This is a genomic window from Maribacter sp. X9 (assembly GCF_048537565.1).
Lineage (GTDB): Bacteria > Bacteroidota > Bacteroidia > Flavobacteriales > Flavobacteriaceae > Maribacter.
Window position 1 is genome coordinate 1,263,351 of the sequence record NZ_CP183215.1, and the last position, 24,528, is coordinate 1,287,878.

Sequence of the window (24,528 nt, forward strand, 5' to 3'; positions counted from 1 at the left end):
ATTTACATAAATTTAACCTTAGTTTGGCCTCTTAATCATAAATAAACAATTCAATCTAATTTTCGCAACTAACTTCAATTAACTAAAACAGCTATATATTATGAAAAAACCACAATGTAAATGCTATAAACACAACCTGTTCTTTATAGTGTTTTTAGCTATCATGTCATTAGGTTCTGCATCGGCATACACGCAGACAACAGTTACTGGTAATGTATCTGATAGCTCAGGACCGCTACCTGGGGCTACTGTATTGGTGAAAGGTACCACTACGGGTGCTCAAACTGACTTTGATGGTAACTATTCCATTGATGTGCCTCAGGGAGAAAGTACTTTGGTGTTCACTTATCTGGGATATCAGAGACAGGAAATAGCAATTAACGGTCGTAGTACAATCAATGTTACCATGTCTGAGGATGCGCAGGCATTGTCTGAAGTAGTGGTTGTGGGATATGGTACGCAGCGTAAGGCCGATTTGACCGGGTCAATTGGTTCTATAGGTACAGCAGATATTGTAACAAAGCCAATAACAAGTCCGGACCAAGCACTAGCGGGTACAATTTCTGGGGTAAATATAACGAACCGGAGTGGTGACCCAGGTGCTCCTATAAGTGTAAATATACGCGGTATAGGAACCCCAGGGGTAAATGACCCACTTTGGGTTATTGATGGAGTTCCAATTGTGCAAACCACCAACATAACAGTTAATACTTCATCAACGACTGATTCAAACCCATTGGCTGGATTAAACGCCAATGATATTGAATCCATTGATGTATTGAAGGATGCCGCTTCCACTGCTATCTATGGGGCAAGAGCTGCAAACGGTGTCATCATCGTAACCACAAAGAGGGGGAAAAGAGGAGACGCTCGAGTAACTTATGATGGTTACACTTCTTTTGCCAGTGTTAGAAATACTATTGATGTTTTAGATGTAAATCAATATATCGATATTCAAGGACAGCTTGGTACTGATTTATCAAAATTCAACGGTCGCCCCTTTGTTGATTGGCAAGATTTAATTTTCAAAACTGGTTTTGTTCAAAATCACAATGTTTCAGTCAGTGGTGGAAGTGAAAAGGCGACTTATTTTATCTCTGGAGGGTATTTAGACCAAGAGGGCACCGAAAGAGCTCAAGCTTTCTCAAGATATTCATTTAAGGCGAATTCAGATATTAAAGTAGGTGATAGACTCAAGTTTGGAGAGTCTATGCTTATAAGTCAGACAGACAGACAGGTTCAAAGTGAGCCAGGGATATTTGCTGGATTTAATTCCGCTAGGAATGCACCATATTATCAACCTTATGGCGATGGGCCTTTGGGCTATAACTTGATTAATCAGGAGACGGTTGGTCAGGGTTCAGCAACAAACTATCTATTTAATACAGATGACAGATTTACCACGACCAAAATACAGACACGTAAGGTCCTTGCCAACTTTTATGGTGAGCTGAATATAATTGAAGGGTTGAAGGCGCGGACATCTTTGGGGATAGACTATAATGTTGGTGTAGGGGACTACTTCACAAGTGGAATTGATTTACTCGACGGAGGGGCTGGTTCATCATTATTGGTATCTGAACGCCCGATAGAATTGACTTTGACTTCAGCTGCAACTCTCCAATACGATAAGACTTTTGGTGATGGAAATCATAATATCGGAGCCCTATTTGGATTTGAACAGACTAAATTTAGATATGATAAACAACGACTTCAAGGACGGGATCTTTTTAATGAGAACTTTGCGGCAACAGGTAATACGGTAGCAGGAGCAAACGAAGCGGATATTTGGACGTTACAAGGTTGGTTAGGTCGTGTAACCTACAATTACAAAGGAAAGTATCTTCTTACTGGTAACATGCGTAGAGATGCAACTTCAAGATTCGCTCCTGGAAATAGAGACCAGGTGTTCCCATCTGTCTCGGCAGGCTGGAGGATTACCGATGAAAACTTTTTCCCAAAAGAAACTGTTTTTGATGACATTAAATTAAGGGGTGGGTGGGGCCAATCCGGTAATCAATTTACCGGTTTGAACTTTGCGTACTTGAGTGCCATAGACAATAACGTACGTTATGTAATTGGCGATGATCAAGGAACTGTTGTAGCCCCAGCACCGACTACTTTTGCAAATGCTGACTTAAAATGGGAAACTAGCACACAATTTGATATCGGGGTTGACCTTAGTATGTTCGAAGGTAAGTTGACCGGTACTTTTGATTACTACAATAAAACGACTGATGATGTACTCCTAGGTTTTCCTTTGCCATTTGTATCTGGTTTTTTTCTTCCCGCGGATGCCAATATCGGACAAATCAAGAATTCTGGTATAGAATTGTCCTTTACCTATGCTAATGCTATTGGAGATTTCAATTATAAGATTGGTGGGAATTTAACAACCGTTAAAAATGAAGTGACTGACTTGGGGCCTATACCTTCGATTATTAGTGGTATCGGCGGAGCCTCTACCCATCGAACTAGAGTTGGTGAGAGTCTTGGACATTTTTATGGATATAAAACGGATGGACTTTATCAAAATGCTGGCGAAGTGGCTGCAGCGGTTCCTGATGTAAACGGTACACCTTCGCCAGGTGATATACGTTTTGTAGATATTAACGGAGATGGAATCGTGGACGCTAATGATAGAACAATATTGGGTAGTCCATTCCCAGGCTTTTTCTATGGATTTGTTTTTAATGCTGAATATAAAGGATGGGATCTCTCAATGAATTTGAGAGGGGTTGGAGATAGGCAGATTTATAATTCTGCTAGAATTGGTTTGGAAGGCATGACTGGTCAAGGTAATTTTAGTACACAAATTTTAAATAGATGGACTGGAGAAGGAACAACCAATTCAAGTTCTAATCCTAGGCTTGCAGTTAACGATCCTAATGGGAATAATCGTTTTTCTGACAGATGGGTGGAGGATGCGTCGTATTTGAGAATTCAGAATATTTCTATTGGATACACCCTACCTCAAGAAAAACTTAAAAGTTGGACTGATAATTTTGTTACCAATATGCGATTTTATATTGGCGCTCAAAACTTGGCTACATTCACTAAGTATTCAGGATATGACCCGGAAGTTGGGCGTGCCCAAAGTTTTCAAAAAGGTGATTTTACCTTAGCAACAGGACAAGATGGAGGACAATCACCTTTACCTAGAATAATTCAATTGGGTTGGACAGTTAACTTTAATTAAAAAACATTATAACTACGAAAGGTATGAAAAAATTTAATCAATTTATAGTTGCAGTTTGCTCTTTGGGTGTCTTTTTCTCATGTAGCGACCAATTAGATTTGCAGCCTTTGGATAGGCTGACTACGGATACATTTTATAAAACCAGAACTGACTTTGATGGTGCTATTTTCGCCTCTTATTCTTCCATACAGGATTTTTGGGGAACTAGTACAGAAACATTATCTGAGAGAGGCGAGTTTTGGAAAATTTCAACCGTAATCTCAGATGACGTTGCTGCAGATGCCGTTAATTCTGATCAAATATCCAGAGATATTGATGGTCTTCAAATTAGGGCTGCTGACGTTCCTTATGCCGCGGCCTATACGCAAATTTATGAAGGTATTTACCGTGCAAACCTTGTTCTTGACCGTTTGGGAGTAGAAAACGAACTAACAGAAGAGGATAAAACTGTTCTAGGAGCTGAAGCAAAATTTCTTCGGGCCTGGTTCCATTTCCAAGCAATGAAGTTGTATGGTACTCCTCCATTAGCTTTGAAAATAATACCAGGAATCAATGATCAAGCTTTACCAAATGCCACAAGAGATGAGTTGTTTGCAGCGATTTTATCTGACTTTTCCGACGCTGAAGCTGGTTTACCAGAGGTCTGGGACAGCGGTAACACGGGTAGGGCCACTTCGTGGGCGGCTAGTTCGTATATTGGAAAGGTAAATGTTTGGAAAGAAGATTGGTCTACAGCAATTACCACCTTAGGTAATGTAGTGGATAATGGGCCATACATGTTAATGCCTGAATATGAGGATAATTTTAATTTTGATACAGAAAACAACGCGGAATCTATATTTGAAATTCAATTTGGGGGTCCTTTCTCTGATGATAACCTATGGGTTTTTGATGATACACACTCCGAAGATTTCAAGGCGTCACAGGGTATTGCGAGATCATATTACTGGGATGCGGGAGGAAATGGTGTGCCTGGAGGTAAAAACGGATGGTTTGCTCCAACATCTGACTTGTTAAATGTATATGAAACAGGGGATGAGCGTTTACCATTTGTATTGTACCAAGATGGGGATACCTATTATAGCTATGATGCAGGAGGTCAAATTGTACTGCCTTATAATCCGACATGGTCTTCCACTTCATTGACATCAAGCAAATATCAAGGTGCTCACAACACTGTACCTGGAAATCGTTCTCCCAATGGTCAATCTGAGTTTAATAATGAACGTTGGTTCAGGTTTGCAGAGCTTAAATTATTGTACGCAGAAGCCCTTATAAGGGGAGGTGGCGATTTAGGCATAGCTGAGCAGCAGATTAATGATGTCCGCAATAGGGCGGGATTGGATGATTTGGCAGTTGGTGCAGACTTATTAACCGCTATGAGACAGGAAAAAAGGGTCGAATTGGCAATGGAGCCTCACAGATGGTTCGACATAACTAGATGGGGTATAGGATCCGAAGTATTTCCCTCGAATTGGAATGATCGCTTTAATGTTTTTCCTTTTCCATTGACCGAAATAGAGAGATCAGGCGGTTTGTTGAAACAGAATCCAGGATACTAATCGAAAAGGATTATTCTCTTGTGTGTTCTAAATACAGTTGAGTTAGTTTATTTTAATTTGGCAATCCAATCTACAGCTTATAGATTGGATTGTTTTTTATTGGAACAAAAATTTTTTAAATGATAATGTTTACGGTTTTTTTAATGAAAATTTTAAAGAATTGTTTAGCAGTATTTTTTTTGTTTTTCATTTTAGGATGTGATGACACAGTACCTTTATTCGTTTTGCGGACCCCTCAAGAGACCGGTGTCCGTTTCTCGAACGAGCTGATAATATCTGACGAGTTGACAGTTCTGGATTTTGAATACATGTTCAATGGTGCGGGAGTGGCGGTAGCCGATTTTGATTTGGATGGTTTTCAAGATATCTATTTCACTGCAAATATGTCCAGTAATAAATTATATAAAAATCTGGGCGATTGGAAATTCGAAGATATTACGTCACCGTCTAATTTAAGCACTACCGGGTGGTCGAATGGAGTGGCCATTATAGATATCAATCAAGACTCGTATCCAGACATATATGTAAGCCGTGGCGGTCCGCGCGGCGCTACAAGTGAAGAAAAGGCCAACTTACTTTTTATAAACAACGGGGGTAGGGGAAAAGGGTTGACCTTTACTGAGTCTGCGGCGAAATGGGGTTTAAATGACGATGGATATTCTATTCAAGCAGCCTTTTTTGATTATGATATGGATGGGGATCTTGATATGTATTTGTTAAATAATGCCCTGGTTGACTTTAATAGAAATACCGCACGTCCCTTAAATAAAAAGGGTAAAGCTCCATCAATGGATAAATTATTTAGGAATAATGGCAATAGCACCTTTACTGATGTTTCTAAAGAAGCTAATATCCTAATTGAGGGTTTTGGTCTAGGTGTAGAAATATTTGACTTTAATAGTGATGGCTGGCCCGATATTTATATATCCAACGACTTCCTTACACCTGATATTCTCTATATCAATCAAAAAAACGGAACGTTTAAAAATGAAATAGGCCATTATTTTGAGCATTTGACCTTTAATGGTATGGGCAATGATATTGCAGATATCAATAATGACGGTTTAATGGATGTGGTGGTACTTGATATGTTACCAGAGGAAAATAAACGTTTGAAATTGAATATGATGGGTAACAAATATGATGAGTTTCATATGGGATTATCCTATGGCTATCAACCTCAATACATTAGAAATACACTCCAGTTGAATAATGGTAACGGTTCTTTTAGTGAAATAGGTCAAATGTTGGGTGTATCTGCCACGGAATGGAGTTGGAGTCCGCTAATTGCCGATTTTGACCAAGATGGTTTTAGGGACCTTTATATTACCAACGGTTATAGAAAAGATGTTACTAATTTAGACTTTATGGATTATGGTAGCACAATACTGGCCATGGGTACTGAAGAGGCCAATAGAAAAGCTAGAATAGAGGAATTGAATAAACTACCGGAGATTAAAATCAAAAACTATTTCTATAAAAATACCGGTGAATTAGGATTTGAAAATATCACCGAAAGAGCTGGTTTTAATGAACCATCGTATTCAAATGGATCGGCCTATGCGGATTTTGATAATGACGGTGACTTAGATTTGGTCATTAATAACATTGATGACCCTGCTGGGTTATATGAAAACCAGAGTGATAAAAACCCATCAAACACTTATATCAAATTTAAATTCAATGGAAGTTCCAAAAATAAGGACGGCTTTGGAAGTCAAGTTGAAATTCGCTATGGTCAAAAAAAGCAGGTTGGGTATAATACACCCTATAGGGGCTATCTTTCCTCCGTTGAGTTTGGACTTCACTTTGGGTTGGCAGGTGTGAGCCAGATAGATACGGTACTAGTTACATGGCCTGATGGGAAAAAGCAAATTTTAGAGGATATTGAAACCGGACAGATGTATGACCTAGATTATAAAAATGCATCGGAATGGGATTTAAATCAGATTAAGGCGAAAGAGGAGGCTCCGTATAAATTCTATCCCAAAGACTCTACGTTATTTAGTTATGTTCATCATGAAGATAATTTTGTCGATTATAAGGTTCAGGCTTTGTTGCCACATATGCATTCAAGAAATGGCCCTGGAATAGCCGTATCCGATATCAATGGTGACGAATTGGAAGACTGTTTTATTGGAGGTGCCGCGGGGCAAGTAGGTGCCCTTATGATACAGCGAAAGGACGGACAGTTTACTAAAATTGATTTTCAAGACCCTGAATTTGAGGATATGGGCTCCCTGTTTTTCGATGCGGATAACGATGGGGATCAAGATTTATATGTTGTAAGCGGGGGAAGTAGCTTTAGCAAAGACAGCAATCTTTATCAGGACCGCTTTTATGAAAATGATGGTGCCGGCACTTTTAAAAGAATTGACGCCTTGCCCAAAAACAATGCAAGCGGTGCTGTGGTGACTACGATAGATTATAATCGAGATGGTTTGATGGATCTTTTTGTTGGCGGAAGGGTGAGCCCCGGGGAATATCCCCTTATTCCAAAAAGCTCACTTCTAAAAAACAATAGCAAGAACGGGAAAATAACATTTGAGGAAGATGTAAGTAATACCCAATTGAAAGATTTGGGAATGGTAACCGCTGCGCTGTGGACCGATTTCAACAATGATCATTGGCCTGATTTGATTGTGATAGGTGAATTCATGCCTATACGTATTTTTGAGAACACTAAGGGGGTTTTAAAGGAAATAACTGATGCTGCCGACCTTAAAAATAGTCATGGCTGGTGGAACAGTATAAGTTCTGGAGATTTTGATGAGGATGGTGACATGGACTATATTCTAGGAAACTTTGGGCTGAATAATCGATACCAAGTAAGTTTGAAGGAACCTCTCCGCATATATGCCAAGGATTTTGATAAAAATGGGCAAATAGATCCAGTCATGAGTTATTACATAATGGGTGAGCAATATATTGCTCATTCCAGAAATGATCTCATTAAACAAATAAGTGCAATGAAAGGAAGGTTCAGAACCTATACCGATTATGCTGAGGCGACTTTTCAGGAATCTTTTCTAAAAGAGGAATTAGAGGATGCTTATGTGGTTAAAAGTGAGACGTTTGCCAATAGCTATTTGGAGAATTTGGGCAATGGTCAATTTAAGCTATCAGCTTTGCCCAAAATGACACAAACCGCTCCAATGTATGGAACCTTAGTGGGCGATTATAACCATGATGGTCATTTAGATGTACTTGCCGTGGGCAATTTTTATAGCGGTGAAGTATTTTCGGGGCAATATGATGCTTCCATTGGTTGGTTTTTAGCAGGTGATGGAAAGGGTAATTTTATGCTTATTGAATCTGAAGAAAGTGGTTTTTTCATAAAAGGGGATGCTAAGTCATTGGTCAATCTTAGATATGGAGATCAGGAGCTTATATTAGCTGGGATTAATAACGGACCTCTCGCTGTTTTGGAATATGGGGGGCCATCAACTAAATTTTATCATCCCAAAGACAATGAGGTTGCAGCTAAAATTAAACGTGCAGATGGTTCAGTTCAAAGATTTGAATTCATTCGATCCTCTGGATATTTGTCCCAACCTAGTAGGGTATTTCCCGTTCCAGGGAATTCAACTTCTGTAATTGTTATAGATAATCAGGGTAATGAAAGAGAAATATGGCCAGTTCAATGAAAAGGATTTACGCATCGATTGTTCTTCTAATAGGAATATTTTCCATTATTTTTTCCTGCAGCCCTAAGGATTCTAAATTGTTTAGACTCCTATCTCCAAAAGATACCGGTTTGGAATTTGAAAATACGATCATTGAGAATGACAGTGTCAATGTATTTCAATTCATGAATATATATACGGGTGCAGGAGTAGCAGTAGGGGATATTAACAATGATGGTCTGCTAGATGTTTATTTAAGTGGCAATATGGTATCCGGGCGACTCTTTCTGAACAAAGGGGGGCTAAAGTTTGAGGACATCAGCGAGACGGCTGGAGTTCTTAACTCGAGTTGGGGAACCGGGGTTACAATGGTAGATATCAATCAAGACGGATGGTTAGATATTTATGTCTGTGTGTCAGGTGGTGGTAAGGAATCGGGGAGAGCTAATTTATTGTATATAAATAATGGAGATTTAACTTTTGAGGAAAAAGCAGCGGATTATGGCCTTGCGGATACAAGACAATCTATGCATGCCGCATTCTTTGATTACGATAAAGACCAAGATCTGGACATGTATTTATTGGTCAATCCGGCTGCTTACGAACAGCTTGTCAATACTAGTAAACCAAGAAAGCTGAATGGAGAGTCTTTAAGCAATGATCGTCTTTACAGAAACGATGGTAATGGTAAGTTCGTAGATGTTACCATGGAAGCCGGAATACGTACAGAAGGATATGGTCTGGGAATTGGAATATCTGATATTAATAATGATAGTTGGCCAGATATTTATATATCCAATGACTTCATAGGGAGTGACATTCTATATATAAATCAGAAAGATGGCACTTTTGATAATGAACTAAGCCATTCCATTAATCACAGTTCCTATGCAGGTATGGGTAATGATGTGGCCGATATGAACAATGATGGCAAAACCGATATCCTTGTTTTAGATATGAGGCCTGAAGACAATAAGAGGCAAAAGTTAATTATATCTTCTACAGGGTATGATAGGTTTCAATTAATGTTGAAGGCGGGGTATGATCCCCAATATAGTCGCAATACGTTACAACTGAATAGGGGAAGTGGTGAGTTCAGTGAAATCGGGTTCATGTCAGGAGTCAGTAGTACTGACTGGAGCTGGAGTCCGCTTTTTGCAGATTATGATAATGATGGCTTCAAAGATCTCTATATAACCAACGGATTTTTAAGAGATTTAGGAAACCTCGATTACATTAATTACCAAAATGTTTATGACAATCCTTTGGGAGATTACAATGCCAAAATGCAAAAAAAACTTGAATCCATTCGTGATTTACCTCCGGCGAAATTGAACAATTATGCCTATCGCAATAGAGGAGATATTACTTTTGAAAATGTAACGGAAGATTGGGGGATCGATACACCAAGCTGCTCCAATGGTGCTGCGTATGCTGACCTGGACAATGATGGGGATTTAGATTTAATTGTGAATAATGTAAACCAACCGGCTTTTTTGTATGAGAATACGGCAAATACGCGTAAACATAGCAATTATTTGCGCTTACAGCTTAAGGGTGAAAAGGGTAACCTCGAAGGAATTGGGGCCACGATCAAAATTACGACAGACAGCATTACCCAATACTATGAACATTATCTCAGCAGGGGATACGAATCTGCGGTAGACCACACAGTGCATTTTGGTGTTGGAAAATTCACATCAATTGACTCCCTTGAAATTATGTGGCCAGATGAAAAGGAACAAATACTCACAAATATAAAAGTTAATCAGTTATTGACGCTCGACCAATCATCTGCGGTTATTAAAGAAGCTAAAGTAAACGGTAATGACGGTTTGCCATTATTTGTCAACGTTACAGATTCGTTGGGAACATCTTATATCCATCAAGAAGACCCAGTAGTTGATTTTAAGGTACAATCTATTCTGCCCCATATGCACTCAAGAAATGGACCTGGAATTGCAGTGGGTGATGTCAACGGTGATGGCATAGATGATTTCTACATTGGTGGAGCGGCAGGGTCTTCTGGAAAGCTATTTGTACAAAATTCAACTGGACAATTTAACGCTACCCCGTTTACCCCTGAACCTAATTTTGAAGATATGGGTACTCTTTTCTTTGATGTGGATGGTGACCAAGACCTAGATTTATATGTGGTAAGCGGAGGCGTTTTGGTCGATAAAGGAAATACATCGTACCAAGATCGCCTGTACATCAATAATGGTACAGGTAATTTTACTCGTTTTTTAGATTTTCCAGATGTAGATTCCAGTGGTTCAGTGGTCACCGCTTCTGATTTTGATCATGATGGCGATTTGGATCTATTTATCGGGGGAAGGGTAAGTCCGGGATCGTATCCATCACCCGCAAAAAGTTATCTCTTGGAAAACGTTTCAAACCCAAATACTGGAAAAATAGGGTTTAAGGACATAAGCGCTTCCATAGATAATTGGAATAAACTTACTATGGTTACGGCTGCATTATGGACCGATTATGACAATGATGGCTGGATAGATCTTATGGTAGTAGGTGAATTTATGCCCATAACCCTATTTCATAATAACCATGGTAAGTTAGTTTATAGGGAAGCCGCAAAGGCTGGTTTATTAAATACAAGCGGATGGTGGAATAGCTTAGCAGGTGGTGATTTTGACAATGATGGCGACATTGATTACCTGTTAGGTAATGTTGGTCTAAACAACAGATATAATGTTACAAAAGATACGCCCGTATCAATCTACGCAAAGGATTTTGATAAAAACGGAAAAATTGATCCTGTCATGACCTATTATACAGATGGAGATGAATTCATTGTACACTCGCGGGATGAGATTATAGGCCAAATTAACGCCATGAGAGCCCGCTTTAAAACTTATGAATCCTATTCGGATGTTACCTTTGAAAAAGCCTTTCTTCCAGAAGAAATAGAAGGTAGTTACATATTGCGCAGTAATCTTTTTGAAAGTTCATTTCTGGAAAATCTAGGGAACGGACAATTTTCTATTAAAGCTTTACCCAAAAGCTGTCAAATGGGGCCGATTGAAGGTATTCTAGTTGATGATTTTGATGGGGATGGAGCTTTGGATGCCTTATTAACGGGTAATTCATACACGACAGAAGTCTCAACAGGAAGGTATGATGCCATTAAAGGAATTGTTTTAAAGGGTAATGGTAGAGGTCGATTCTCAACCTTATCTATTGAAGAAACTGGTTTTTTGAATGATTGGGATGCGAGCGCATTGTCTAAACTGACAAAAGCAGATGGTACTACGTATGTCCTCGTGGCTAACAATGATGCTCCTTCAAAAATCTTCGAACTAAATCAACAAAAAAATCATTTTAAAAGCATCAAAGTTCCGGTAAATATGGTTAGTGCCAAGATTGTTCTAAAAGACGGTAATAGCTATAAACGTGAATTTTATCTTGGCGAGGGTTACTTGTCACAAAATAGTCGAAGTATATTATTGAATGATAAAATTAAGACCATTGAATTAGAGGATGCCAAAGGTGGTACTAAGACGGTTTATGAGGCAGATCAGTTTTAGTACGTGCTAAACATTACTATTTATAGTCCTTATATGAAATCGATGTTTATTCAGTTCATAATATTAGGTGTATTCTTTCAAATTATCTTTGAAATAAGTAACCATAATCGCATAGATAATGCATAAAATAATATAAAATCGAGTAATTTTTTAAATAGTAGATAATAAGATAACCAAATTATAATTAACAAAACATGGCAGTTTCAAACCAAAAATCATCAAAGCGTTTATTTTCATTGGATGTCTTTAGGGGCCTCACTATGTTTTTGCTTATAGCGGAGGCTGCTGGTTTTCACCATAGCTTTTATGATTTCGCTGAGAATACCTTTTTGGAGCCTGTAGCGCTTCAATTGCACCACCATCCATGGCATGGATTACGATTCTGGGATTTGATACAACCTTTTTTCATGTTCATCGTTGGGGTTGCCATGCCCTTTTCTTTGGGTAAAAGGCTTGCAACCAGCTCTAAAAGTCAGGTAAATAAACATATTCTCAAACGTTGTTTGCTCTTGTTTGCATTTGGTGTTTTACTTCATTGTGTTTACAGTCATGAGTTGGTTTGGGAGTTATGGAATGTATTGGTTCAATTAGCTTTCACTATTCTTATTGCGTATGCAATCATGAACCTACCCCATAAGTATCAGCTTTTGATATCTCTGGGATTGCTTGTCCTTACAGAGGTGTTGTATAGAATGTATGACTTTCAGGACCCTTATAATAATGGGGCGAGTTTCGGATCCTACATGGATATGCTTTTGATGGGTAAAATAAATAACGGTGGTTGGGTGACAATAAACTTCATACCTACTGCTGCACACACCATTTGGGGTGTTGTCTGTGGTCAAGTATTATTATCAAAACGCGCAGAAAAAGAAAAGTTGAAAATGTTTGTAATAAGTGGTTTTATTTTACTGTTAAGTGGCTACCTTCTAGATTTGACAGGCATTACACCAATTGTAAAAAGGATAGCTACAACTTCATTCACCCTAGTTTCCGGCGGATTTACCCTCTTGACCTTGACTTTTTTCTATTGGTACATAGACGTTCGCAACAATCACAAAAAATGGTTGCAGGTTTTTTCTGTTGTAGGTACCAATTCAATATTTATTTACTTGTTTTCCGAAACAGTGGGCATTCAATGGTTTAGGGGTTTCGGATTAATATTTACTGAAGGAATTTTTGGTTGGCTCAATTTCTCTGAAGATCTAATACTTGTCTTAAACTCCCTATTTGTACTTTTTATATTTTGGTATATCACGTATTTTTTGGATAAGCATAAGATTTATTTTAAAATTTAAAATCCAGGGTTGTACTTCGAATTTTATCACTTGCCAAAGTTGATTTGGAATCAAGGAAAGATTAGGTGATTAGTGTTAGGTAAAGTCTATTAATTGAAAGGTTGAAATGTTTTTTTCTTTTACCTGATAAACTTGTTTTTGACGTGAAGTATGGATTCACAAAAAATTGAACGACCAAGGTTTTTGTAAAATCAACAACATGTTTGAATACAATTGGTTTTTTACACTTTACGTAAAAGTCAAATAAGAAAGCCTGTTTAACGACCATTGGAAAATGAAAAAACAGGCACGCTTTTATTATTTCTTTGTGAAGTAAGGTAGGCGATTCATGGGAACTTCAATATCAATGGCTCTTCCTCCTCTAAAAGTTACTCCTTTCTCATCTATCCAGAAGCCTTTAGGTAAAATTACCTTTCGGTTACGCCTTCCTTTTTGAACAACAGGGGCGACCAATATTTGATCTCCGAGCATAAATTGGTCCTTTATGTTTTCATAACCGCCATTGGGATATGCCAAAGCCATTGGTTTTACGATGGGTGCCCCAGTCTTTGAAGCTTTCTTAGCCAAATCTAGAATCGAAGTTCCCATTTTAACATGTAGTAAAGCGGCTTCAAGACATAATCTGTTGTTTTCCTCTGAAAGGACCCGCCAAGGGGCAACAGAAAATTGCATCATAGGCATCAAGGCGTGTACTTGCGCTGAACGCACCACCAATTCTTCATCTATGGTGGTAGAATTTTGAAAAGATTGATATTCACCTCCACCAATCATATCAGGACATGTATAGGCATATCCCATAATACTCTGAGACATTAAATCCGGAATGAGTTTTTGAAGGTCATTCCAATCATGATTTTTATCCCTTAGTCGTTGCACTAAAGGCAACCCTGCCATTTTCCAAGACGCTCTATATTCATTCAACGAAAACTGCAATCCCAATTTTGCAAAATAGGTCGTATGATCATTTGGATTTAATTCCGGTACAAATGACACAATGTCATCGGTATAAAAATCAGCATCGCCCGCATCAAATTTAAATCCATCAACCCCATATTCATCCATCAAAAATTTCAACCTATCTTCAAACCAGTTTTGGGTTTTTGGATTGCTTAAATCTAGGCAAGCACTGGCCCCATTCCACCATCGAATAATTGCCGCTTTGTTTTTTGTATTTGCCCATAATACATCTTGGGTCTTATCGCCATCCAGTAACAACATTCCTTCTTTTGCCAAATATCTGAAAACTTCGGTATCTGCACTTACGAACGGGCATACCCATACCATAACCTGAAAACCCATCTTGTGGAGTTTTTTAATCATTTCCTTTGGGTTCTTGAATCGTCTTGGGGAAAACTCCCATGTTCCATAGCTTTCTTGCCAATTGTCATCAATCATGAGTACTCCGGGGGGATATCCTTTATCTACTATTGCCTTGGCATATTCCAAAATATCATCCTCATTCTGGTTATAGGTCAACTCTATCCAAGTGTTATATTGTGGTTTTGTAAATAAAAGTTCATCAGGAATTTTTCCATTTGGAGGATAAAAATGGGAAACGGCAAAGTTGAAAGCATCCAATAAATTTTTACCGGCACTTCCAAATTGAATTTCTCCAGATCTAGTGGTTACGGTTATTTTTCCTCTATCAAATGAATATTTTATAGGTGATTCACTCCAAACATACCTTCCTTTGCTTGACAAAAGTAAAGGTTGTGCTTGGTTTCCTTTATTATCTCCCCAAAGATCATGGCTTTCAACACTTGAGGAATCATAAGGGGTATTATGACCAATAGCACTAAGCCCACCCCACCAATATTCGCCCTTTAACAATACTATTTCAACTTTATCCTCATGCTGGGTAAATGCTTTAAAAGTTGTCATTAATAATATTGAAACCAATAGTATTTTTCTCATTCTCTAATTGTTTAATTTAAGTGTAGGTGTGAAAATTATTATTGTTTAATAACCAAAGTACATGCTGTTAGAAAGTCTATGATTATTTCGTTTTTTCAAATGTGATATATAATTGTAACAAATATTTCAAATAAGCAATTAGGAACCCACTAAACTTAGATGATTAAGTTTGGAAAATTCGAGATAATGAGTAGTTATAGTAAGTAGATGACATACAATAATTTTCAAATTTGTCATAGTTTTATTATTACAGTTTCTCCCTTTTTGTTCTACGTGAATTCTCATTGTCTATAAAAGTTAACTATAGAGCTGCTACTACTCCTTATTCTAAAAAAGCTCTTTTTATCTTTTTTTTACCTCTTTTAGCGGCTTAAGAAAAACGATTTCTAACATGATCAACATATTATATTAAAAGGCAAGAAAACCCAATCCACGAAACTCTGGTTTCAACCGCAAAGTTTTTCCTTTCAGGATTAAACAAATATCCTTTCTATATGTTAGTTTACCATATTCATTTTTAACTCATACTCTTTAGGCTTTTATGAAAAATTTGTTTTCAGTTACGGGGTATTTGCACCAATATTTGTTCATTTCACTTTCTTTTGGAGGATTGCAATCACGAACTATACGAAATTCTACAAAGGGGGTATCTGTCTTCCACCATTTGTTTTTTTGGAAATTGGGGGTCGCGAATTTCCCCATTTTTCGTAGATCCTAGACGTGTGGCACTTCTAATATATTCAGCGTTATCATGATAGGAGCCACCACGTATGGATCGAGGATACGTTTTGTCAGAAAATAAAATAGAAGATATGGTAATTTGTTTTCTTGTTTGATAAACATCAGGTAGATATTGATCAACAGTCCATTCCGCTACCTTCCCGTACATATCGTAAAGCCAACAGGGATTTAGTTTTTTTTGGCCAGTGGGGTGGAAGGGAGCCTCGTTATTTTCGTAAGACCCTGCATGGTCTTCTAGTTTCTTAGCCCCATCCTCAAAATGATAGGCAGTGGAGGTGTCCGCGCGATCGGCGTGCTCCCATTCGGCCTCTGTGGGTAATCGATAAAATTTCCCCCTTTTGGCCGATAGCCATTGGCAGAATTGGGATACTTCATAATGTGTTACGTTACCCACAGGTAAACCTTCACTTGTGCTCATTGCTAAACTCATATCCACATAGGGTATGGTACCAAAAATGGCGTCAATATCGATATTTACTTCTGTGGCGATGTTAGGGTGGTCGTTACCGTCTATGGCCCGATTTACAAAAAGATTGTACACCTCCCTTGTAATTTCGTGTTTCGAAATCCAAAAGGAGTTAAGTGCTTCTTCATGGACTGGCCCTTTATCCAAATTGCGGTGTTTTTCTGACGCAGGACTCCCCATGGTAAAACTTCCTGATGGTTTAGTAACCATTTGTATTTCCAATGTGGAACCTTCAATGGTCCGGATGAAGTCCTTTAAGCTTTCATTTTTTGAAAATACTGTGGCTAATCCCATTAATAGGATTAAAAACAGAGGAAATCGGTCAATCACGTTCATGGATAAAAAATACAATTTTTTAAATCAATTCTTTGGGTTGCTCTACATTCCCAGAGCCACATCGGAATATGATAATCGATATCCGGAGGCTTTCGGAAGGGTTCGGGTGTTGAGTGGTCTAAAGTTTCATTTAGATTGGGTTACAATGTCGACATTCGAATAATGGACTTACTTGAGTTTCAACAAACTCTTTGCATTGGTCACATATATTTTTTCGAGCACTTCCTTGGGTAAGGAAAGACCGACATTGGACTGCCCCCTTATTAATACCGAATCCGAGGTGCTTAAATAGGTGTGCAACAGATTATAATCTGAAGCTAAATCCTCTTTTTCCCGAGTTAATTCCTCGGCAGTTAGGTCTGACTGATTTGTACTGTTTCCAAAGTCAGTACCAAAGAGGATACGATCTTGATATTTTTCCATAAATGCCCTTACTTTTTTAGAATCTTGCGTAGCTAAATCTCCAAATCTCGCAGCCAATTCAACCTTAATGTTTGGATAATTGTCCAAACGTTTTGCAACCATGTCGACATCATGTGACATGCTACCTATATGAGCACATAAGATTTGTAAATCGGGATTTTTCGAAATCCAATTGTCCCTTGCGGCTATGATGGTTTCATAAGATGGTATCTTGGGAAAATTGTAGGCATGATATTCTGGATGGTCGCTGTAATAGCCAAAATGGGGACTATTGGGATTTAGCGGTCTCCAGGCTTGTATAGGCTCTGCTATGTGTGCCATAACAGGTATGTTTTGTTGTTTCAGATAATCCCAAATAGGCTGAAGCCTAGGGTCATCAATTTGAATGTACTTGCCCGAATTGTCCTTTGTGACCATTCCAAAATTTTTCCAGACCTTGACCATGCGTGCACCTTGCGCAATTTCTTTTTTGAAGCGCTCTATTTCTTTTTGGGCGAAATCTGGCTCATCGATTCCCAAGCCCATTAAAGAGGAACATAGCCAAAAAAGATCTGGGTACTTTTCTGCTAAGGCCACATATTCGTCCCAACTGCGCTCAATTTTGGTAGAGTCTGTAGCATTATGTTTGGCAACATCCACCAAAATCGTTTTCATCTTACGATTCTTCATGAAATCAATAAAATAGTCACGGTCTTTTTGAAAATGTGAGTGAACATCAATTATTTCAACCTTATCGCTTTCAGGGATAACAGCGACATCATTTGCTGTTTCTTTATTGGTCATTTTTTGCTTACATGAAACAAAAGAAAACACAACTAAAAGAAAGAATAATTTTTTCATTTTAAATAATTAGAAAGTTAATTGGTTTTTTTACGAAACTAAATATAAGTTATTTTTTGATTTTTTAAGCTGATTTGTGTTGAATACCTCCTTTTTTAACACCCCATAATATCAAATCATTTAGTTTGGAAAGTTTTAAATAACTTAACAATAGAATACGGATTTAGTTCTGTGATACTTTTACTCTTTAAAAATCATTATTGAATTACTTTCGGGGAAATTGTTTGGGCAACTATTTTGAAAATATTATTATAATTAATTAACTATTAATGGGACATGGGGAAATTTCTAACCTGAGCATCAGGGTATAGTTAATGCTTTTTTTCCTTTAATTTTTTGGGAAGAATTCAAATTCAGCTTGGGCCAAAGGATTCCCATATCTTCGCTTCACTGATCTTCCTGTCAAGAACCCTAGCATAAATTTGGGCTGTGGCTATTTTGGGATATCCTAACAGTTTTGAAACGATTTCGATGGGGACAACATTACTTAAAGTCACTGTTGTGGCAAAAGTATGTCTGGCCATATGGAAAGTTAGTTTTTTTGATACCGCAGGCTTCTGCAATTTCCTTCAGGTAAAGGTTTGTTCTTTCATTTGTGATCACGGGAAATAATGTTTCGCTGATCTTTGTAAGTATATGGCTTTTATAGTTTTCGATCAATTCCTGCACCTTAGATACAATGGGAGCCATAAAAGACGTTTTGGTCTTTTGTTGTTTAATGATAATCCAGTCATTTCCATCAATCCCTTTGGGATGTGATCGTGGAACAATCGTAAAATGTACTATAAAGCTGAGACCTCTATAGCAGCTAAAGACAAAAAGAATCGGAACTATACTTAAGAAAATACCACGACGGCCAAAAATAAAACTAAGCCGTATGGGGACATTGTAGGTATTCGATGAATTTTTAATAAGGGAAAAGAACTGTACAAGGCTGTAACTTTAATGAAATTTAATTATCAAAGTGCAGGCAAAATGTGGGATTACATTCAATACCCTAAGCCTCTCGGTTAGAAAGGGATTCACCTTTATGTTAGATTAAGCGAACCAACAAAAAGAATCGAAGTACAACTACGAACTTTAGAACATCAAAATTTAGCAACATTAGTTGAGATTACAGATTTTCTGTATGATTCGAGGTTTAAGAAACTTGACTTTGAATCGAATGAAAACTTTACCTAATTTTATTCCTTAATTTCTAGCGATATAGATTTAACTAAACCTGAGGCTGATTTAATCTATAATACTTTACATGATTATAAATTCATATCCAAACTAAGTTCACCATTCAGGCAGAACAATGATGAAGTTAAAAAAAGATGATGGTCGAAGAAGGACAGCCTTTTTTAAGGCTTTAAAAGATAAAATTTCACTGTTTTAACCCTACAAAACATTTGAAGAAGCTGAAGACGTTTATTTTGAAAGATATAAAGTTAATCCAGATTCTGAAATTGTTTTGACTTTAATGATTTTCCCAAATTTCTGGAAAATCAGTATTGCATACGCTGATTAAAAATATAAAATCTTAAACGTATGCTAAATGTATCATATTAGCTTGCGCTTCATTTATAATGATTTTAAAGACCTATGAATAGGGTAATTTCAACAGATTCCTCGATATAAAGTCTCCAAACCTAAAAGAAATTGACCAAATATGTCACCCCTAGGTTTTTAATCGAATTTGACCATAAGATTTTTTAAAATCCTATACGCATAAACAGTTCATGGGTCGCATTGTCCATTCCGTTTATCTGATTTTGTAGGGCCGTTTCGTAGGCATAACCGATTTTGAATCCGTTACTGATGTTGAACAGGAACAGACCGCTGATGCTCTCGTCATAACGGTACGAAGTGCCCAGCTCGAAGCGTTGCCCAAAGTCTAAAATTCCGGTCAGTTCCACTGACATCGGTGATGACCGTTCATAGCGTACCATAGCCATGGTCTTCAGGTCGATGCTCTTGCTCAATACGAAATCGTAGCCACCGCTCAAGTAGGCGTGCCTACGTTCGTTACTTATAAAGGCATTGCCGTTGCGCTCTTTTAGACGTTCGGGTGTTAATAACTTGGGCGCGGATAGCGATATGAAGTAGTTGAGACCTTTCAGGTAGGCCCCTGCGCCTACGTTAGGGGTAAAACGACTCTTGTAGTCCATAAGGCTGCCGTCCTGTCCCACACCGTAGGTGATGAGCCCCTGCGTGTTCGCATCGTATGAGTTCGCACTCCCCTTGATGCCAAAGTACAGGTCGGTATTTTCGTTCAACTGTACGCGGTATGAAACGTCAACGGCCAACCATGTCTGTTGCTCTATAAAGGTACGGTCGTTAAGGATGGATATCCCTAGGCCCACGTTCTTGCCCACGGGCATCCCGAATATTGCACTTTGGCTTTCGGGAGCTCCCTGTACGTTAGCCCATTGGCTCCTGATGCCGAGGGTGAGCTCCGCGGCATCCGCACTACCAGCATAAGCGGGGTTGTAAATGTTCATGTTGTAGCGGTAGAAGGTAAAGTTAGGGTCCTGTTGGGCATACGCGCTCATGGCCATCAATACCAAAAAGGTGAATAGCGTTGAAATCTTGATCATCATGTTTGTTTCGTTCGGTTTATATTATGCTTTTTTTATTTAGTAATTGAGAAATATCCAGCCCTGTAAGGGTACACTACCATTCCCTAAGTCTATTATGTATAGGTAGGACCCCGAAGGTAGTTTCTCGTTTTTTTCCTTATAGAACCCTTGCCAATCGTTGGCATAGCCCCGTGCGGAATACACCACGTGGCCCCAGCGGTTGAAGACCTTTACCATATTGTTGGGGTAGTTTTCTATTCCGGGAATCATCCAAGTATCGTTATTACCGTCACCATTTGGTGTAAACGCTTGGGCGGGGACGGGAAGAGGTACGACTTCGATTGGAGGTGAAACTAAGTCTTTTTGCGAATCGCTACAACCGTTAGTATCCACAGGTTCTCCCGTAGGCGTGTTCGGACATTGGTCCACGTGATCCGTCACACCCTCTCCATCGGTGTCCTTTTGTGAATCGCTGCAACCGCTGCTGTCCACAGGTTCTCCCGTTGGGGTGTTCGGACATTCGTCCAAGGTATCTGTTACACCATCTCCATCGGTGTCCTTTTGCGAATCGCTGCAACCGTTAGTATCCACAGGCTCTCCCATGGGCGTGTTCGGGCATTCGTCCAAGTCATCCGTTACACCATCTCCATCGGTGTCCTTTTGTGAATCGCTGCAACCGCTACTGTCCACAGGTTCTCCCATGGGCGTGTTCGGGCATTCGTCCAAGTCATCCGTTACACCATCTCCATCTGCATCCTTTTGTGAATCGCTGCAACCAGTGGCATCCACAGCTTCTCCCGTTGGGGTGTTCGGGCATTCGTCCAAGTCATCCGTTACACCATCTCCATCGGTGTCCTTTTGTGAATCGTTGCAACCGCTGCTGTCCACAGGTTCTCCCGTTGGGGTGTTCGGACATTCATCCAATGCATCTGTCACACCATCTCCATCGGTATCTATGGAAATAGTTATTAGCGATGACCCTGTGTTCCCTGCAACATCCTTTGCGATCAAGTTAATTTTATTCCCATCGGTAAGGACCGGAAATATGCCGTTCACGGGTGAAGCGGTCTCTGTATCCAAAGTCCAATTTCCATCAGAATCAACTAGAACGGAATAAGATACATCTGTGATTAAATCTTCATTAATATCCAGTTCCACTACTATTGTCTCATTGGAATCTCCACTACCCGTTAAACTGGGCGTGGTATCCATCGTTGAAAAACTATCAGCACTAGGTGGTATATTATCGAGCTGCACAAGCTTTTGATCGTTCGCTGTGTTGCCCGCGACATCGGCCACATCGGCATCAATGGTAACATTCCCGTTGTCAAGGGTCGAAATATCGGCATCTGTCACAGTCCAGATTCCGTCAGTGACCATTGCCGTAGCGATTATTGAGTTCGTACCATCGAAAAACGTAACGGTTACCATTTGTCCGTTCTCGACCCCTACCGTATTTCCCGTCACCGCAACGTTCTGGTCCTCGCTCGAGTTCACTGTGCCGTCACCTGCAATAGGTATATCAATTGAGATAGTAGCTTCATTGTCTATTGTCAGCCTAGCTGAATTTGAGACTAAATCCGGGCAAAGATTATTGCCGTCAGCAATTATTACACGATACTCATAATTATTTTCATTATTGGTTGCACCAGTAAGCGTTAACGTGGCTGAATCACTGCCTGTATATATATCAGAACCATTGGCCACATCTATGTTCACATAGCCTCCTCCCAATTGGTTATCGACTTGCCATTGATAGGATAAATTTGGCCCGGTTGCATTTACTGTAAATAATATGGGATCAACAGAATTGGCAAGCTGATTTTGTGGCTGATCCTCTTCTGTTGAAATGGAAGGGCCCTTACTAGCTTCGATTAGGATGGTATCTTCTGAAGTACAGTTAAAACCATAATTGACAACTAGTTTAACCCATGTATCTTGATTGATCGTTATCTCTGGAGTCAATGTATTATTATTGAACTCAACAAATGGCCCTGAGGCGCCCTCAACACTATAATACCACTGCCAACCACCAGTATCATCATCGTCACCAATATTCGGATTTAGGTTAATGGTTTGACTGGTACTGACGGCCGGAGTAAAAGGAACTTCATAAATGGACGCTGTTTCAGGACTACAGGAATTATCATCAATAGGCACGTTTATAGAACCGCTGGTATATGAGACAGAATTTCCTGCTCCATCATCAAACGTAATTGTCGCACCGGTCAAAGATCCAACATCTTGGTTTACACAGTCATATATTTGAACGGCCCAACCTCCTTGATACGCATCTAAACCATATAAGGATGACCAGTCTATCAATAAATTTGACGATCCATCAAAATATCCATTAAACGTTCCGGTCAGCGGAGCCGATAGCGGACAATAATTGAAATAAGTGGGGGTACCCTGATTGGTAAACGTAAGATCTGTAACGTTATCTCCAGAGTTACAGGTTCCGTGGTTTGGAGCTAAAGTAATAGTATTCTCTCCCGAGGGATCAACAAAAAAGAAACCTAAATCAGAAACATAAGTATGATTGGCATTGAAACTAACTGAAATTTGAGTGGTATTATCAATAATAAATGGCCTTTTGACTGGGTTGTAATGGGTATAACTTTGTAAAGAACCGCTAATACTACCATTTAAGGTGTAAGTGCTTCCTTCACAAACGATATCATCCGAACCAGCAGTGCCCGAACCGGACAAAACGTTCCAGACCCAAGCTCTTCCTTCTGTAACCGTTCCTCCATCGTTTCTAACAACCAGATACCCACCATCGGCTAAATTACCTTGAATTCTGTCACCGTTCAGTTCATAAATATCATAACTGTTGGTTGTAGGATTAAAAACATACCAGTCATATGTGGTTGCTGGATCCACCCCGACCTCAGCTTCCAATACGCCATTATCGCCACCCAAATTAAAAATATAAATGGGGTCGTTTGAATTGCCCGAATACAGCGGATCTGTATAATTGGTCATCAAGGCACCACACGAAGCACTTGAATTAATTGGAACTTGATCCGAATTTATTTTAATGACCAAAACAGTAACGGTTGCAGTTCCACAGGGCAAAGGCGCGCTCACCTCATATCTAAAAGAGGTGCCTCCAAGAGGTATGGAAGATATATCGACTATGTTTCCTGTCAATGCCCCACTACCATCAATATCTACCCAAGTTCCCCCGTTGTCTTGATTTCCGTCCAAAGCCGTGAACAAATCAATTGTAGTATCTGAAGAAAAAACGATTAAGGGACCATTGGTCTTACCTGCGTTTGCCGCTTTGGTAACATTAAAATAGGCATTCGCAGTATTGGACAATTGCCCTAGTTCGTCTGTTATTTGAATGGAAACCTGACGCTGTACTGTCGTATTTGGATCAGCAGCTAAATCTCTATAGATTAAATCATCCAAGACCCCCTGCATTGTTCCGGTTCCCGCAGTTCCTGTATTGGTAATGGTAAGATTTTGAGTTCCATTACCTTCTACAAGAACTCCTGAAAAAGTACCCCCAATACCTAATTGTTCATCCAAACCATCCTGTGGGTTTATCAACGATATGGACATTGACATTATAGTTCCATCCGGTGAATTAAAATTAGCAGACACACCGGTATTGGTGTTATCCAATATCTCCCAACCGCTTGAGCATGCCTCTGTATTAATGTCAGTGCCTCCTGCACCCGTACTATTTGTAGGGTCTAAGGTTATAGTAGGAGAAATGAATGTCGAATTTCTAGTTTTGGCAGGATTAGAATCAATTTTTGTGCTATTTGCATTTACAAGCCCTACAAAAAAAACAAAAGTAAATAAGATCGGGAATTGAACTTTTTCCTTTGAAAGGAAAAAGAAATTTTGAAATGTCATTTTGTTAGGTTTATGCGAAAATATGTATGGGTTTTTCATCATAATTATTTGTGAATAGGAGGAGTTTGTAAAAAAGTATAGATTCTAATTTTTAGATTTTGAACTTAAAGTATTGTGTATAGGGTTTTTATTTGTCTTGAA

The 24,528-nt window shown here is 39.0% G+C and carries 11 protein-coding genes; 5 read left to right on the plus strand and 6 right to left on the minus strand.

What is annotated here, in order from left to right:
- The first annotated feature begins 100 nt into the window (after nt 1-100).
- From ACNR9Q_RS05390 to ACNR9Q_RS05410, 5 genes are all read left to right on the plus strand, one after another.
- On the plus strand, nt 101-3,199 hold the full coding sequence (locus tag ACNR9Q_RS05390) for a SusC/RagA family TonB-linked outer membrane protein (protein WP_419213592.1): 3,099 nt from the start codon (nt 101-103) through the stop codon (nt 3,197-3,199).
- A 23-nt stretch (nt 3,200-3,222) separates the two neighbouring features.
- Nucleotides 3,223-4,761: a RagB/SusD family nutrient uptake outer membrane protein gene (locus tag ACNR9Q_RS05395; RefSeq protein ID WP_419213593.1), complete on the plus strand. Its 1,539-nt coding sequence runs from the start codon at nt 3,223-3,225 to the stop codon at nt 4,759-4,761.
- Between the two features lie 143 nt (nt 4,762-4,904).
- A complete protein-coding gene (locus tag ACNR9Q_RS05400; RefSeq protein ID WP_419213594.1) occupies nt 4,905-8,408 on the plus strand; it encodes a VCBS repeat-containing protein in 3,504 nt (1,167 codons plus the stop codon).
- Nucleotides 8,405-11,932 carry a VCBS repeat-containing protein gene (locus tag ACNR9Q_RS05405; RefSeq protein WP_419213595.1) on the plus strand — a complete coding sequence of 1,176 codons (3,528 nt, stop codon included), beginning with the start codon at nt 8,405-8,407 and terminating at the stop codon, nt 11,930-11,932. The genes ACNR9Q_RS05400 and ACNR9Q_RS05405 overlap by 4 nt, the downstream gene beginning before the upstream one ends.
- A 194-nt stretch (nt 11,933-12,126) precedes the next feature.
- A complete protein-coding gene (locus ACNR9Q_RS05410) occupies nt 12,127-13,230 on the plus strand; it encodes an acyltransferase family protein (RefSeq protein WP_419213596.1) in 1,104 nt (367 codons plus the stop codon).
- Nucleotides 13,231-13,527: 297 nt separating this feature from the next.
- Here ACNR9Q_RS05410 and ACNR9Q_RS05415 read toward each other — a convergent pair whose 3' ends face one another.
- The 6 genes from ACNR9Q_RS05415 to ACNR9Q_RS05440 all read right to left on the minus strand — a co-directional run bounded on the left by ACNR9Q_RS05415 (nt 13,528) and on the right by ACNR9Q_RS05440 (nt 24,387).
- Nucleotides 13,528-15,144: a glycoside hydrolase family 31 protein gene (locus tag ACNR9Q_RS05415; protein WP_419213597.1), complete on the minus strand. Its 1,617-nt coding sequence runs from the start codon at nt 15,142-15,144 to the stop codon at nt 13,528-13,530.
- Nucleotides 15,145-15,760: 616 nt separating this feature from the next.
- Nucleotides 15,761-16,645, minus strand: coding sequence for a formylglycine-generating enzyme family protein (locus tag ACNR9Q_RS05420; protein WP_419213598.1), 885 nt, complete (start codon nt 16,643-16,645; stop codon nt 15,761-15,763).
- Between the two features lie 210 nt (nt 16,646-16,855).
- Nucleotides 16,856-17,893 (minus strand): amidohydrolase family protein, encoded by a 1,038-nt coding sequence (locus tag ACNR9Q_RS05425; protein WP_419213599.1) that lies wholly within the window; start codon nt 17,891-17,893, stop codon nt 16,856-16,858.
- A gap of 410 nt (nt 17,894-18,303) precedes the next feature.
- Nucleotides 18,304-18,474, minus strand: coding sequence for a hypothetical protein (locus ACNR9Q_RS05430; protein WP_419213600.1), 171 nt, complete (start codon nt 18,472-18,474; stop codon nt 18,304-18,306).
- A 1,173-nt stretch (nt 18,475-19,647) separates the two neighbouring features.
- A complete protein-coding gene (locus tag ACNR9Q_RS05435; protein ID WP_419213601.1) occupies nt 19,648-20,535 on the minus strand; it encodes a type IX secretion system membrane protein PorP/SprF in 888 nt (295 codons plus the stop codon).
- Between the two features lie 36 nt (nt 20,536-20,571).
- Complete coding sequence (locus ACNR9Q_RS05440; RefSeq protein ID WP_419213602.1) at nt 20,572-24,387, minus strand: gliding motility-associated C-terminal domain-containing protein; 3,816 nt, start codon at nt 24,385-24,387, stop codon at nt 20,572-20,574.
- Between the last annotated feature and the right edge of the window lie 141 nt (nt 24,388-24,528).

Excerpts from the sequence above, each read along its gene's own strand:
- ACNR9Q_RS05410 (WP_419213596.1), top strand. The coding sequence starts at position 12,127 with ATGGCAGTTTCAAACCAAAAATCATCAAAGCGTTTATTTTCATTGGAT.
- ACNR9Q_RS05390 (WP_419213592.1), top strand. The coding sequence starts at position 101 with ATGAAAAAACCACAATGTAAATGCTATAAACACAACCTGTTCTTTATA.
- ACNR9Q_RS05435 (WP_419213601.1), bottom strand. The coding sequence starts at position 20,535 with ATGATGATCAAGATTTCAACGCTATTCACCTTTTTGGTATTGATGGCC.
- ACNR9Q_RS05420 (WP_419213598.1), bottom strand. The coding sequence starts at position 16,645 with ATGGGATTAGCCACAGTATTTTCAAAAAATGAAAGCTTAAAGGACTTC.
- ACNR9Q_RS05440 (WP_419213602.1), bottom strand. The coding sequence starts at position 24,387 with ATGACATTTCAAAATTTCTTTTTCCTTTCAAAGGAAAAAGTTCAATTC.
- ACNR9Q_RS05430 (WP_419213600.1), bottom strand. The coding sequence starts at position 18,474 with ATGGCCAGACATACTTTTGCCACAACAGTGACTTTAAGTAATGTTGTC.
- ACNR9Q_RS05395 (WP_419213593.1), top strand. The coding sequence starts at position 3,223 with ATGAAAAAATTTAATCAATTTATAGTTGCAGTTTGCTCTTTGGGTGTC.
- ACNR9Q_RS05405 (WP_419213595.1), top strand. The coding sequence starts at position 8,405 with ATGAAAAGGATTTACGCATCGATTGTTCTTCTAATAGGAATATTTTCC.
- ACNR9Q_RS05415 (WP_419213597.1), bottom strand. The coding sequence starts at position 15,144 with ATGAGAAAAATACTATTGGTTTCAATATTATTAATGACAACTTTTAAA.
- ACNR9Q_RS05400 (WP_419213594.1), top strand. The coding sequence starts at position 4,905 with ATGAAAATTTTAAAGAATTGTTTAGCAGTATTTTTTTTGTTTTTCATT.
- ACNR9Q_RS05425 (WP_419213599.1), bottom strand. The coding sequence starts at position 17,893 with ATGACCAATAAAGAAACAGCAAATGATGTCGCTGTTATCCCTGAAAGC.